Source organism: Intestinibacter sp. (genome assembly GCF_022780145.1).
Lineage (GTDB): Bacteria > Bacillota > Clostridia > Peptostreptococcales > Peptostreptococcaceae > Intestinibacter.
Genome location: NZ_JALEXO010000084.1, coordinates 1 through 13,736, shown reverse-complemented (window position 1 = coordinate 13,736; position 13,736 = coordinate 1). Strand labels below are relative to the sequence as shown.

The window sequence follows — 13,736 nt, the reverse complement described above, 5'->3', positions numbered from 1 at the left end:
CGACTCTATAAAACACAAATATAGATATGAAGTGTTAAGTAAGCTTGGGTTAAAAGATAGAGAAATAGATAAAATAGTTTTCAAGCAACTTTTAGTATACTACTTACTTCCACTAATAGTCGCCGTAATTATCAGCTCTGTTTTGGCCTTATATATAAGCGGTAAATTTATATACTATACAGGAGTACAGACGTCGACGCCATTTTACTATTTAGTTTCTGTTTTGCTTCTTTTCATCGTATATACTATATACTTTATTTTGACTTATGTTGAATTTAAAAGAAATTTAAGAAAATCGTAATTTAAAAAAATAGCATATTATTAAAGAGTACTAATAATAATCCTCTTTAATAATATGTTTTTATGTACTTGATTATAAATTTCCAACAAAAACTCAAATTTGCTACTACTTACTATACTTCTTTTTATCAAATAAAATATAAAATGAATAATATGCTGAAATAAGTGTAGCACTCAATAAAATTCCTGCAACAATATCTGTAAACCAATGGACCCCTGATATCAATCGACCGAAGTTCGTTAATTAAATACTTAAAGTTAGTTAGAATTTTGGTAAAAAGTTTACTATTTAGAAGTATTATTATAATATATAGATAAAAACTATTGAGTATATCATTATATATTTTTTAGTAAATTTAGTAAATATTAAAAATGAACAGTTTAGAAAGGAAATTATTATGAGAAATATACTTATGGTAGAAGACGATAGCACAATTGCGTTTGCAGTAAAATACGCAGTTGAACAAGAGAGATTTAATCTAGAAATAGCCGAAAACTTAGAAGAAGCTAGAAAAACAATATCAAAACAAAAATACGATATAGTACTATTAGATGTTATGCTTCCAGATGGGAATGGATATGATTTTTTAAAGGAAATAAAAAGAATAAACGAAGATCTTCCAGTTATATTTTTGACTGCTTGCGATGAAGAGGTAAATATAGTAATGGGATTAGATATAGGTGCAGATGACTATATAACTAAGCCCTTTAGAGTTAGAGAGCTAATTTCTAGAATAAATGCAGTTTTGAGAAGAAATGGCAAGTCTCAATCTGACAATAAAAAGGTATTAAAATTCGGAGATTTATCGATACATACATTAGAAGCTAGAGTATTTAAAAATGGAGAGGAAGTGTTGCTTACCTCAGCAGAATACAAGCTTCTACTGATTTTAATTCAAAATGAAAACACAGTGTTAAGCAGAAATAAAATACTAGAAAAGCTCTGGGATGTAACCTATGATTTTATAAACGACAATACTCTCAGCGTATATATAAAGAGACTTCGCGAAAAAATAGAGGACGATTCATCTAAACCTAAATATATAATTACAGTCAGAGGTCTAGGCTATAAATGGAATGGAAGTGGTCAAAGTGACAATACTAAGTAATATCGAGGTCAAAAAATTTCTAAAAAATTACACATTTATATTTATAATGGCTATAGTTTTATGTTTTGGATTAACTATAACCAATTTAAATATTATAAAAAATAAAGTAGTCGAAAATAACCAAGCCATATTAGGAGATGTACTTATTGAACATCCAGAATTAGAAGACGATATTGTAGATATAATAACTCAATCGAGAAGCAAAGAGAACATAAACTCTGGAGCTGAAATATTACAAAAATACAACTACGACAATAGTATTTCTATCTCAAATGAACCCATTATATCTGAGAGCTTAGGTAATATTTTTGCGTTAAATTTAGCTTTCGTTGTATTTACGTTTATAGTGTTTATAATTTTATCGTTTTCTTATTTTAGAAAAATCTACACAGATATAAAAGATATGACCGACTATGTATACCATAACTCTGAGGGTAGATACTACGACATGAAAGACAAAAACCAAGAGGGACAAATAGGACTTCTAAAGGTAGAGCTTATGAAAATGACTACTATATTAAAAGAAAAAGTAAATCTTCTGCAAAACGAAAAAATCTTTTTAAACAATACAATTTCAGATATATCTCACCAACTCAAAACTCCTATGACATCGCTAATAATCTTAAATGATCTGATGTACGGAGACTTAGACAAAGAAAAACGAATCGAGTTTTTAGATAAAACAAGCGCTCAACTCTCTCGTATGGAATGGCTTATAAAAAGCATGTTAAAGCTTGCAAAGGTTGAGGCTAAAGTCATAGAATTTAAAACAGAAAAAGTAAACATAGATGAATTGATAAGAAAATCAATAAGCCCTATGATAATACCTATGGAATTAAAAAATATAGCAATTTCAATAAACGGTAAAGAGGACGCATCATATACTGGAGATATAGAATGGTCTGCAGAGGCGATAACAAATATAATCAAAAACTGTGTAGAGCACACACCAGACAACGGACAAATTGAAATAAATTACGAGGAAAATCCAATATATTCAGAAATAGTTATAAAAGACAACGGAGAAGGCATAGATAAAAAAGATCTACCAAATATATTTAAAAGATTTTACAAAGGCAAAAACAGCAAAAGCGACAGTGTCGGAATTGGACTCGCCATGGCAAAATCGATAGTAGAGAGCCAAAACGGAACTATATACGTAAAAAGCAAAAAAGGAGTCGGCAGTGAATTTCATATAATTTTCCATAAAACCTATAGTGACTAAATTGTAAGATTTGAATTCACCTTGTTGTAAGCTACAGACATTAAACTTAAAGTATAAAAATCATCAAAAAAAACGAATTTATATGGAGGGTAAATATATGGAAATATTGAGAGTGGAAAACTTATCGAAAAGCTACGGCAAAGGAGAAGCTGAAGTAAAAGCACTTCAAAATGTAAATTTATCGATAAACAAAGGTGAATTTGTAGCGATAGTAGGACCTAGTGGAAGCGGCAAAAGTACATTGCTTCATTTATTAGGTGGAGTGGATAAGCCGACTAGTGGAAATGTTTTTATAAATGACGTAGATATATATACATTAAAGGAAAAGGACCTCGCAATATTTAGAAGAAGAAATGTAGGACTTATATATCAGTTTTACAATCTAATTCCAGTATTGACAGTCAAAGAAAACATAATGCTGCCAGCAGAACTGGACAATAGAAAAATAGATAGCGAGTATTATGAGGATTTAATAAAAACTCTAGGTTTAAAAGAAAGAGAAAACCACCTACCAAATCAGCTTAGCGGTGGTCAACAGCAGAGAACTTCAATTGGTAGAGCCTTAATAAACAGACCTACTATAGTTTTAGCCGATGAACCAACAGGTAACCTAGACAGCAAAAACTCAAAAGAGGTTGTAGAGCTTCTTAAAATTTCAGTAAAAAAATACAAACAAACCTTGATAGTTATAACTCACGACACAAACATAGCACTTCAAGCCGACAGAGTCATAACTATGGAGGATGGAATTATAAAAAGTGATGAGGTGATATAGATGAACTTATATACTTCATTGACTATAAGATATTTAAAAGAAAATAAAAGAAGAACTCTAGTTACTATAATAGGTATCATACTTTCAACTGCTCTTATATGCGGTATAGGAAATATATGTATGAGCCTTTTAGATTACGAGATGAGGAGTGCTATTTCTAGCAATAGTGATTTTTACGCTAGTTTTTACGATTTAAATAAAAAAGATGCACTGATTGTATCTAAATCTGCTGAAGTATCTAAATACGGTTACAAGCAAGAGGTAGGATCTGCGTTGATAGATAAAGAAAAAGCCTCTTTACTAGAAGTAAACTCATTTGACAAAAATGCATTTGATAGCTATATGCTGATTGTAGAGCAAGGCGAATTTCCTAAAAATGAAAATGAAATAATTTTAAGTCAAAAAGCTATTAAAAATTTAAATAAAAAAATAGGCGACACTATAGAATTAGAAGTAGGCGATACTGAATACGATGAAACTAACACATTCTCAAAAGTAACAAATAGTAATAAAAAAAGCTACAAAATAGTCGGCATTATGAGCAAGCCTGATTTTGAAGTATATAATTCACTAGCTATATGTGGATTTGATATAAATTCAAAATCCAACAAAGATAAATTTACTGTATTTATAGCTACAAAAAATCCTAAGGGAATATACGATACTACAATGAATATAGCCAAACAAATAAATCTAGCTCAAAGTGAAAATCCAAATGACGACAGATATAGTTATAATCAAAAGACAAATACTTACTACAAAAACATAGATTTTAATGAACATCTATTGAGACTTTTGGGAGCTAGTGTTAATGAAACGACAAACACAACTATAATCTCTATAGTAGTACTTGTAGCCTCACTTGTAATAATATGCACTATAGCTACTATCTACAACTCATTTAGTATATCTATAAGTGAGCGTAAGAAACAATTTGGAATATTAAATTCCATAGGAGCAACAAAATCACAAATTATGAAGCTTGTATTTTTAGAAGCTCTTTTAATAAGTATCATAGGAATACCTATAGGACTTCTATCTGGTACTGTGGCTATTGATATAGTATTTAAGATAATTGAAAGCTTCTTCAAAACTTCATTATTCGGTGAGCTAGGTTTAAAAATAGTATTTAGTCTTAAAATGTTGATAGTGAGTACTTTAATAATACTAATAACTATTGCGATTTCTACAATACTTCCTGCTATAAATGCAGCCAAAACTTCACCACTTGAAGCTATTAAAAACAGCGCCAATCTAAAAGTTGGCAAGGTTAAAAAATCTAGATTAGTAAAATTAATATTTAAAACTGAAGGAGAGCTTGCATATAAAAACCTTAGAAGAAATAAAGGCAAGTTTAGAATCACACTTTTTTCTCTAGTTATAAGCATAGTTATATTTATATCATTTAATGGATTTATGGATATGTTTTTAAAAGCAAATAACGTATACTACGGTCAGATTACAAGTGATTTGACTTTATACGCTAATAAACCTGCATCAGAAGAAAAAACTAAAAAGCTTGTAGATGAAATAAGAAAAACTAAAGGTGTAAATGATGTCGCATATGATTTTTCATATAATGTAGTTTTATCTGTAGATCAAGATGATATAAATCAAAAGAATAAAGAGCTTATAGACAAGTCTTTTGAAAAGAAAGGAAATAGCTATGAATTTACTTTCAACAGCCTTCGTTTTCCTGGAGAGATAAGCATCAAAAAAATAAATCTAGTAGATGGAAGCTTTGACAAAGATAAAGCTGTAAAAGAAAATGGAGTAATTTTAGTTAAAAATAGCTATGCAGAATCTACTGGTAAAAAATCACATCTAACACTTACAAATTACAAGGTGGGAGATACATTAAAAGCTACTGTAGAAGCTTATGACAATAAAACAGGAGATTCGATTCAAAAAGATGTAGAGCTTAAAGTAATGGCTATAACTGAAGATATAATTACAGGAAATAATCAATATAAAGATATGGGATACGATATAGTGGCATATGACGAATTGATTGAAAAATTAGATTTACCAAAGGACAAAAATCTTTACAGTACTTTGAATATTTCAACTGATAAAAGCGAACAGGTTAGAAAAGAAATAAAGAGATTAGCAGAGGACTCAAATTTCAATGTATACGATAAAGTAGAAGGAGCTAAACAAAATCAACAGACTATGGATGTCATGAAAATTTTCGTGTATGGATTTATAGTAGTTATATCGCTAGTCAGCGTAACTAATATAGTAAATACAATCAGCACAAATATAAATCTTAGAAAAAGAGAATTTGCAGTTATAAAGTCTATAGGCGTTACACCTGGTGGATTTAATAAGATAATTTACTTAGAGAGCTTTTTATACGGCATATTGTCTCTTTTATATGGAGTTCCAATTGGAGTAGCTCTAAATATATTGATGTGTAGGATTGTAGGAAATATGATTTCATTTGATGTTATGATCCCATATAAGGCTATACTTATATCGGTAGTCGGAATATTCATTATAACTTTTATAGCTTCTTATATTCCTATGAAAAAAATAAGCAAAGAAAATATTATGGACAATATAAGACAAGAGAGTATATAAAATCATTTAAAAGAATGAGGGGATAAAAAATGTCAAACAAAGAAAATAAAACATGGTTGCCTAATGAATGCTCAAAATTTCGATGGATAATTACTGCTGTTGTTGGTTATCTGCTTGGTCATGTGTTTGCAGTACCTTGGATCATTTGTGTTGAATTTCTGCCAATATTTACTGAAGGGAGCTTTTTTGCACCCGTAGCTGAGATTTTTAATATTCTAGGAAGTTTTTGCTTAATGTTCCTTGGTATTGTTTTGGCAATAAAATGGATTGCCAAAACCTCAATACATGATTTCATACTCGGGTCAAATGGTAGTGTGAATAAAAAACAGACTGCCACAATACTGGCATTGTATGCCTTGGGAATAATGATTAGCACAATACTGAGCATCGGTCAGATTCATCTACGTAATATCAGTATAAATATATTTATTATTAATTTTGTCATTTGCCTGTTGCTAGTATGGGCACAGACATCTTTTGAAGAATTTGTATTCCGTGGATTCTTTATTCGTTTTATCTGCAAAGATGAGATTAAAATGTCTGTAGGTACAGTCATTGCAGGAATTGTCAGCTCGCTGATTTTTATGTCATTGCATTTATCAAATCCAGAGGTACTTGCTCAAGCAGACATTCAGGTGTATTTCGCAGCTGCAAGTTACTTTTTGGCTGGGGCAAGTATGTTTTTTGTAGATATTTATTTCAAAAGCTTGGCTCCTGGTTTAGCAATCCACTGGTTGAATAATTTTTTAGCTTTTGTTTTTATATCTTCAGATATTTCTGTTGGAGCTTCACCTTCGCTTTTTGTAGATACATCAGAATTGACAGGTATTTTAATGCTTCTACAGGTCGTTTTAGCATATTTACCGCTGTATCTTTATATTGCATATAAAACATTTAAAAAGAAGCAGCAGTCTCTTTAAAATTAAACAATAATATAGGGATGATGTAAAATATACTAAAAATTTATTTTACATCATCCCTTTTTTGATTATATCTCGAAATTAAGTTACTTTAATATTATTATGTAAACTTAATATATTTTTTACCAGTTAAAATTTATAAATAAGCATTTAAATCGATTTTAAAGATTTGAACTAGCTTAATTGACTTATTATATTAAAATCAATTTATACATATCTTAAAATCGATTTAAAAATGTCGCATTTTTTCGCTTATTTTAAATTGAGTTTACATAATAAAATTATTTTAACCTAAGTTAAAAAGACTCTCAGAAATTTTCTCTGAAGCTTCTTGATCCATTTCCTTAAGAGTGTGAGAGTAAATATTTAAAGTCGTATTTACATTAGAGTGACCGACTCTCTCAGAAATTACTTTTATAGGAACTTTTGCATTTATCAGTAGAGTTACATGAGAGTGTCTTATGTCGTGAAATCTAATATGAGGTAAATTATTTTCTCTTAAAAATCTACTGAACTTTTTACTCAGTATATCTTCGGCAATAGGATTTCCATTTTTGTCTGAGAACAAAAGGGTAGTGCCTTTATTTTTTCCTTGAAGCTTATCTTGAAGGTATTTTCTCTTGTACTCTTTAAGTAGATTCATGACTTCCTTTGGGGCAGAGATAATTCTTATAGATGTCTCTGTCTTTGGATCCTTTAATATTACTTTCCCTTCATTTCTCACAGTTATTTTTTCTACTGTCACAGTATCGTCCTCGAAATTTATGTTATCCCAAGTAAGACCTAATATCTCTGATATACGAAGACCTAGACCTGCAGCTAAGTTTATAGGAAGCTCTAATTCTGTATTTTTACATACCTTTAGCAATTTCAACATATCCTTTTGGTCGTATATCTTGTTGTTGTACTTTTTATTTTTAGGAATCTCTACACAATCTACAAAGTTTTCCTTTATTAGTTTTAATTTATAAGCCCTTTTTAGCGCTAGATTTATTATATTTATATGTATCTTTATAGTCTGAGGACTTAGAATTCCAAGCAAGTCATCTACGTAATTTTGCAGATGTATCGGTCTTAAATCGATTAATTTTATATCTCCAAGCATAGGAATTATGTATTTTTTGCAAATCCTCATATAACAGTTATATGTAGTAATAGATAGATTTATCTTGTATTTTTCTAAGAAATCAATCAGGTAGCTTTCTACTGTGATTTTATTAGGAAGCAGCAATTCTTCATTGTAGATTTCTTCTTTTAATTCATTAAGTCTCTTTGAAGCATCTCTTTTTAGTGGGTATGACCCCATGTTTTTTTGCTTCTTTTTACCTGTAGTTTCATCTGTATATTCTAAATAAACTATGTAGTTTTTGCTTCTTTTTCTTATAAATGCATTGCTCATTTTGTTCCTCCCAAATTATTTTCAAAAAAGTATTCACCTAAATTTAAGTAAATTTTTCAAAAAAAGTATTCTTTATAATAAATATTTTATCATAAAAAAGTCTAAAAAAATAGATAAAATCACTGACATTTTACTGACATAACGGGTTTTTATATCTATAAAAACGTTGAAATTAAGCTATTTTATCTAAAACGGCATAAAAGTATATATTTTATGCCATTTTAATAATTAATCTTGGCTTAATAATTTGTGTTATAATCTTTATGATAGCAAAATTTCAAAGGGGAGGTTGAATAGTAAATGGTTTTTGAACAATATTTAGGAAAAACTGTAAGAGTAGAATTAGGTGAAGGAAAAGCAATAGCTGGTTTATGTTCAAAAGTAACAAAAGCTTCTGACAGTCCGACAAAACAAAACACTATATCTATAACTATAATGGATACTATGGATATAGAAATACTAGAAAGCGAAGTTCAGAAAATAGAATTACTTACTTGGTAATCTTTAACTACATGCTCTAAATTTTCATAGATTATAATTAGAAAATTGTATTTTATAAAAGGAGCAAGGCTATGAAAATATTAGAGACTAAAAACTGTATTTTAAGACCTGTTACATTGGACGATTATATAGATTTATACGAATACTACAAGATACCAGAGGTAGTAAAATTTTTACCTATAAAGAGACATAAATCTTATTTAGATACAAAGAGATTTATAAAATCCTTCTTTATAAGTAATTACGAAAAGGGTAAAATAGGACATTATGCTATTGTATCTAAAATAGATAATAAGGTCATCGGCAATGTAGGCTTTAACAATATATCTAAAAACGTCAAGAACGCGGAAATAGGTATATGTATAAACCCAAAATACTGGGGCAATAATCTATCTGTAGAGCTAGTAGAAGCTCTGATAGAATACGGCTTTGAGGAGTTAGGTCTAGAGTCTATATTCGCCATGACTTATGAGGATAATATATATTCAAAAAATGTTTTAGATAAATTAAATTTTAAACATGAAATAGATTTCAATAAAAAATTTAAAAATACAGGTAATAAAGCTATAAAATGTAGTAAATACACACTATATAAAAATGATTATATAAATCAATAGTTAAAAATATCCAAAATAAAGATTTTTTTATTTCAGAATTCAATTATTTATTGTATACTTATATATATAAAAAAAGAAAGGGAATGATCAAATGAAGGTTCAAGCACCACAAAGTGCAATTAACGTTTTAAAAGAAATTTTAGCAAACAACCAAGATAAACCACAAAATGTAAGAGTTTACTTCGCAGGTTTTGCTTGCTCAGGGGCAGTATTCTCACTTGCTTTAGATGTTGAATATCCAGATGAAGATACATCTTATGACTTAGATGGAATACATTTCATAATGAATGACAACGAATACTTAACTTACGGTGATGTTATAATATCTGAAGTACCACCAAAAGGATTTGTTGTTTCAGTAGAACGTCCACCTGAAAAAGGAGATTATTCTGACTGTGGCGGAAATTGCTGCGACGGTTGTAGTGGATGCTAATTTTAAAAGCTAATTATTAAAATCAATTTTAAGTAAAAGCTCGCTATTTGGTGGGCTTTTATTTTTTGGTCTTTTTTCAAGAGAGAAATTATGATAAAATTAATAACCGTAAAATACAATAAGGAGGCAAATTTTGAGAAGAAGAAGAAAAAAAGGCGCTGATATAAAATTACTAAGTTATACAGATTACGTCATAAGAGATAATATAGAGGATTTAAAAGGCAAATGGAGCGAGAGATTTCAAAACGACAACCCTATACATGTAGAGTTTGGGACAGGGCGCGGTAAGTTCATAACAACCTTAGCTCAAAACAACCCAGATACAAACTATATAGCTATGGAAATCAAAGAAGAGGTTCTTCTAAAGGCTGTAGAAAAAGCAGCAGAAAACAATTTAAAAAATATAGTATTTCTATGGGCAGATGTATCAAACATACTAGAGTACTTCGGTGAAGGAGAAATATCTAGAATATACATCAACTTCTGCGATCCATGGCCTAAAAAGAGATGGGCGAAAAGAAGATTACTTCATAGAAATTTCTTAGAAAAATACGCAAAAATACTAAAAGAAAGAGGAGAAATACATTTCAAGACAGACAACGTGGGCTTATTTGAATTTTCTCTAAATGAAATAGCTGATTGCAATTGGAAGTTAAAAAATATATCATTAGACCTAGCAAATAACGAAGAATTTGAAAACGTGACTACTGAATACGAAGATAAATTCATGTCACAAAATATAAAAATACATCGCCTAGAAGCTATAAAACCTCTATAATAATTGAAATATATATAAATTAGTAGAAATTATTGTTACGAAAGTGTTTAGAAATTACAAGGATTGTAAATAATATCATAGAACCTATTTATTATATTCAAATCGGAGGGAGGTGACTGTTGCAATATAAATTATTGCAAACAGCGAAAATGAAATATATTAAATTTTGTTCTATAATAATTATGATTGCCTCATTGACTACAATTGGTAGCAATGAGACAATTCCTTGTTTTTCAGACACGATATCTTCAGTGAATAAATCAAATAATAAGCCATTAATAAATACAGACAAAATCTCATATACTGAACTAAAAAAGAATATTCCAAGTAATAAACCACTATCTGAAAACGAGCTCAAGTATTTATTCCCAGATGCCAACTTCAGAAATGTAATCACCAGAAATTTCAAAAATCAAGAGATCACATTAGATAAGATAGCAGCTTTATCAGGTGAGTTTTACGCTACAGGAGAAAATATAGAGACCCTAGAGGGGATATCTTATCTAAATGGAATAGAAGACTTCGTATTTTGGAATAACAATATAAAAGCCGTTCCTGCAGAAATACTCAGATTAAAAAATATAAAATCCATAAATTTAGCCAATAACTACATAACAGACGACAGCATAGTAAACAAATTAATTTCTAAAAAAGTAGATGTCAACTGCGACTTAAACTTCATAAAAAACAAATCAAACCAATACAAGCTATCATCATACTACAAAAATTTAACCTTAAATAGAGGAGAGGAGCTATCACTAAATAACCTTCTATACAAAGATATAAAAAGCTACGATAACTATTGGGAGCCTACAAAGGAAATCTCTAAAAATATAAAATACATGGTATCTATAGACGACAATAAAATAATAAGCTTAGAAGAAGGCTTTAATCTAAAGGCAGTTTCAAAAGGAAGTTGTAGAGTCAAAATATCACTAGATGATAACTTCTATAAAAAATCTACAGTAACTATAAATATAAAAGTAAAGGACTAAATAAAATAAAAGAGACTAAATAAAATAAAAGAGACTAAATACAAAAACAAATTGTAAATAGTCTCTTTTAATATGTAAGCCTTTATTTTCTAAGATTTAATTTTCTCCCTCTAGTAAGTAATAACCCTATACATACAACTACACAATATAAAACATACAAAAATACCCTCACATTATCGGCTTCAAATCCCAATACCTCTTTTGCATCTCTCGGTATTACTATTATCAATGAAGAAATTAGTAACAATAGAGGATTTATTAATATCTGTCTCTCAGAGGTAAGTAGTAAAATGTTTCCTATCCATGTTATAGATAGAAAAAGAAATACTATCCTAAAAATAAATTCAAAATTATCAAACATAATTTCATCCTTTCAAATAATATTCTAACATATGCAGATTATCTTAGTATTTTAATTCCTATTAAATTATATAACTTTTTTGATAAAATATAAATATTTTTCATATAAATTTAGTATATATTACTATTTTTAAGTGTATATGAATAAAAGACTGAGGGGGGAATTTACATGTATGCACAGGCTTTAGGAGCTTTATTAGGGCTTATAGCATGCTTGTACGGATACGTACACGGAGATATGCTATTAATAGGGAAGAGTCCTCTTGAAACAACAAACGCACTAGAATTAATTTGTGGGTATACGTTATATCCACTTTGCTTATCGATTTTTTTACTTTCTATAATCCTACATTTACTCAAATACCAGCAAAACATGCAATCACTTCAAAAAATCAATAAAATTTTTACTCATACAACAGTAGTAATAGGGTTATTGGGTTGTAAATACTATTTTATAATTCCAGGACTTTTAATTTTATATAATTTCTATATGCCAGTTTTATTTGAAGACGACTACAAAAGTAGAGAAGAGAAGCTTAAGAATCAATCAGAAGTTCAAAATCTCTTAAATAAAAATCTCTCAAAACACACAATAGTAAAGCTTCTAGGTATATCATATGAAGAATTAGAAAAAATCGAAAAAAATACTTTATAAAGCTATAAGAGTCCCTTTAAATAATCTTAAAGAGACTCTTATTTTATAACATAATTTGTTTGCTTTTAATTATTTCTTCGACCTTTGAAATATCCCCTGATGTTATATTAGTTATTTTTACTTTATCACCGTTGTACTTAAATACTATGTATTTCTTATTATCGTAATCCTCTTTAACATCAAAAGAAGTGATCAATCTATACTCAAAATCATGTACAAGTGCTAGATCTTTACCTACGCATTCGCAAAATAAAATTTTACTATCAGTTACAAGTAAAACACCATTTTTGTCTACTATAGTAAAATTGATAAAGCTTTTTAAGTTGCAATTTAAAGAAGCTAAAATATTTTCACCGATTTCCATTTAATTTACCCCCAATTCAATTTATATAACCATTATAAACTAAATTATAATAAAAATCATTTTCCAAATAAATTTTTATGAAATTTTAATTATTATAGAGTATAAATCGTATATTATTTTAATCACGACTTATTTTTGACATTTAATTTATTATTTTTTCTTTGATTTCAAACTAATAAAATTAAAATTTAATTAAATAAAACTAACAATATTTTAATTGTAAAATAAAATAATAAATTTAATATATTTGTTGATTTAAATTATGTTTATTTTAAAGGGATTTAAATTAATCTTATAGAATTATATATTAAATTAAAATTTAATTTAGTACTTAAGAACTAATTAAAATACTTTGAGGAGGATACTAAAATGGAAGTATTAAAAGTTTCATCAAAATCTAATCCTAATTCTGTAGCTGGAGCTTTAGCAGGAGTACTAAGGGAAAAGGGAAATGCTGAAATACAAGCAATTGGAGCTGGAGCCTTAAATCAAGCTATAAAGGCCATAGCTATTGCAAGAGGTTTCGTAGCACCTAGTGGCATGGATTTAGTATGTGTTCCAGCATTTACTGACATCGATATAGATGGTGAGCAAAAGACTGCTATAAAATTAATTATAGAACCTAGATAGATTTGTTTAGATGATGTACAAAAGAAGCTGCCTGAATTTGGTTGCTTCTTTTGTTTTTTGAAATCAATTAAACTATTCCCTAAATCCACATT

General features: G+C 28.8%; 16 protein-coding genes. 13 read left to right on the top strand and 3 right to left on the bottom strand.

The features are described 5' to 3' along the window. From MR593_RS03090 to MR593_RS03065, 6 genes are all read left to right on the top strand, one after another. Window positions 1-301: FtsX-like permease family protein (locus MR593_RS03090; protein WP_290686825.1), on the top strand; the 301-nt coding region annotated here is incomplete at its 5' end. Window positions 302-698: 397 nt separating this feature from the next. Beyond that, a complete protein-coding gene (locus MR593_RS03085; protein WP_290686823.1) occupies window positions 699-1,409 on the top strand; it encodes a response regulator transcription factor in 711 nt (236 codons plus the stop codon). After that, window positions 1,393-2,634: a sensor histidine kinase gene (locus MR593_RS03080; RefSeq protein WP_290686821.1), complete on the top strand. Its 1,242-nt coding sequence runs from the start codon at window positions 1,393-1,395 to the stop codon at window positions 2,632-2,634. The genes MR593_RS03085 and MR593_RS03080 overlap by 17 nt, the downstream gene beginning before the upstream one ends. 97 nt (window positions 2,635-2,731) lie before the next feature. Continuing rightward, on the top strand, window positions 2,732-3,409 hold the full coding sequence (locus tag MR593_RS03075; RefSeq protein WP_290686819.1) for an ABC transporter ATP-binding protein: 678 nt from the start codon (window positions 2,732-2,734) through the stop codon (window positions 3,407-3,409). Continuing rightward, a complete protein-coding gene (locus MR593_RS03070; protein WP_290686818.1) occupies window positions 3,410-5,992 on the top strand; it encodes an ABC transporter permease in 2,583 nt (860 codons plus the stop codon). A 29-nt stretch (window positions 5,993-6,021) separates the two neighbouring features. Beyond that, window positions 6,022-6,912, top strand: coding sequence for a CPBP family intramembrane glutamic endopeptidase (locus MR593_RS03065; RefSeq protein WP_290686816.1), 891 nt, complete (start codon window positions 6,022-6,024; stop codon window positions 6,910-6,912). 286 nt (window positions 6,913-7,198) lie between these two features. Here the strand turns inward: MR593_RS03065 and MR593_RS03060 are convergent, their stop codons facing one another. Continuing rightward, the gene (locus MR593_RS03060) at window positions 7,199-8,311 is read right to left on the bottom strand and encodes a tyrosine-type recombinase/integrase (RefSeq protein WP_290686814.1); all 1,113 of its coding nucleotides are present in this window, start codon (window positions 8,309-8,311) and stop codon (window positions 7,199-7,201) included. A 300-nt stretch (window positions 8,312-8,611) separates the two neighbouring features. On the opposite strand from MR593_RS03060, the gene MR593_RS03055 reads away from it, so the two are divergent. From MR593_RS03055 to MR593_RS03035, 5 genes are all read left to right on the top strand, one after another. Next, entirely contained in the window at window positions 8,612-8,812 is a 201-nt protein-coding gene (locus MR593_RS03055) for a hypothetical protein (RefSeq protein WP_290686813.1), read from the top strand. A 71-nt stretch (window positions 8,813-8,883) separates the two neighbouring features. Next, complete coding sequence (locus MR593_RS03050) at window positions 8,884-9,429, top strand: GNAT family N-acetyltransferase (RefSeq protein ID WP_290686811.1); 546 nt, start codon at window positions 8,884-8,886, stop codon at window positions 9,427-9,429. A gap of 91 nt (window positions 9,430-9,520) precedes the next feature. After that, entirely contained in the window at window positions 9,521-9,862 is a 342-nt protein-coding gene (locus tag MR593_RS03045; RefSeq protein ID WP_290686809.1) for a Fe-S cluster assembly protein HesB, read from the top strand. Window positions 9,863-9,995: 133 nt separating this feature from the next. Next, window positions 9,996-10,640, top strand: a complete 645-nt coding sequence (gene trmB / locus MR593_RS03040; protein WP_290686807.1) for a tRNA (guanosine(46)-N7)-methyltransferase TrmB — start codon at window positions 9,996-9,998, stop codon at window positions 10,638-10,640. Window positions 10,641-10,759: 119 nt separating this feature from the next. Beyond that, a complete protein-coding gene (locus MR593_RS03035) occupies window positions 10,760-11,635 on the top strand; it encodes a hypothetical protein (RefSeq protein WP_290686805.1) in 876 nt (291 codons plus the stop codon). A gap of 82 nt (window positions 11,636-11,717) precedes the next feature. Here the strand turns inward: MR593_RS03035 and MR593_RS03030 are convergent, their stop codons facing one another. After that, entirely contained in the window at window positions 11,718-11,996 is a 279-nt protein-coding gene (locus MR593_RS03030) for a hypothetical protein (protein ID WP_290686804.1), read from the bottom strand. Between the two features lie 168 nt (window positions 11,997-12,164). On the opposite strand from MR593_RS03030, the gene MR593_RS03025 reads away from it, so the two are divergent. Then, on the top strand, window positions 12,165-12,650 hold the full coding sequence (locus tag MR593_RS03025; RefSeq protein WP_290686802.1) for a hypothetical protein: 486 nt from the start codon (window positions 12,165-12,167) through the stop codon (window positions 12,648-12,650). Between the two features lie 43 nt (window positions 12,651-12,693). On the opposite strand, the gene MR593_RS03020 is transcribed toward MR593_RS03025, so the two are convergent. Next, window positions 12,694-13,014 carry a PH domain-containing protein gene (locus MR593_RS03020; RefSeq protein WP_290686800.1) on the bottom strand — a complete coding sequence of 107 codons (321 nt, stop codon included), beginning with the start codon at window positions 13,012-13,014 and terminating at the stop codon, window positions 12,694-12,696. A gap of 369 nt (window positions 13,015-13,383) precedes the next feature. Here MR593_RS03020 and MR593_RS03015 point away from each other — a divergent pair, with 369 nt between their 5' ends. Beyond that, window positions 13,384-13,644 carry a stage V sporulation protein S gene (locus tag MR593_RS03015; protein ID WP_290686799.1) on the top strand — a complete coding sequence of 87 codons (261 nt, stop codon included), beginning with the start codon at window positions 13,384-13,386 and terminating at the stop codon, window positions 13,642-13,644. Window positions 13,645-13,736 lie beyond the last annotated feature (92 nt).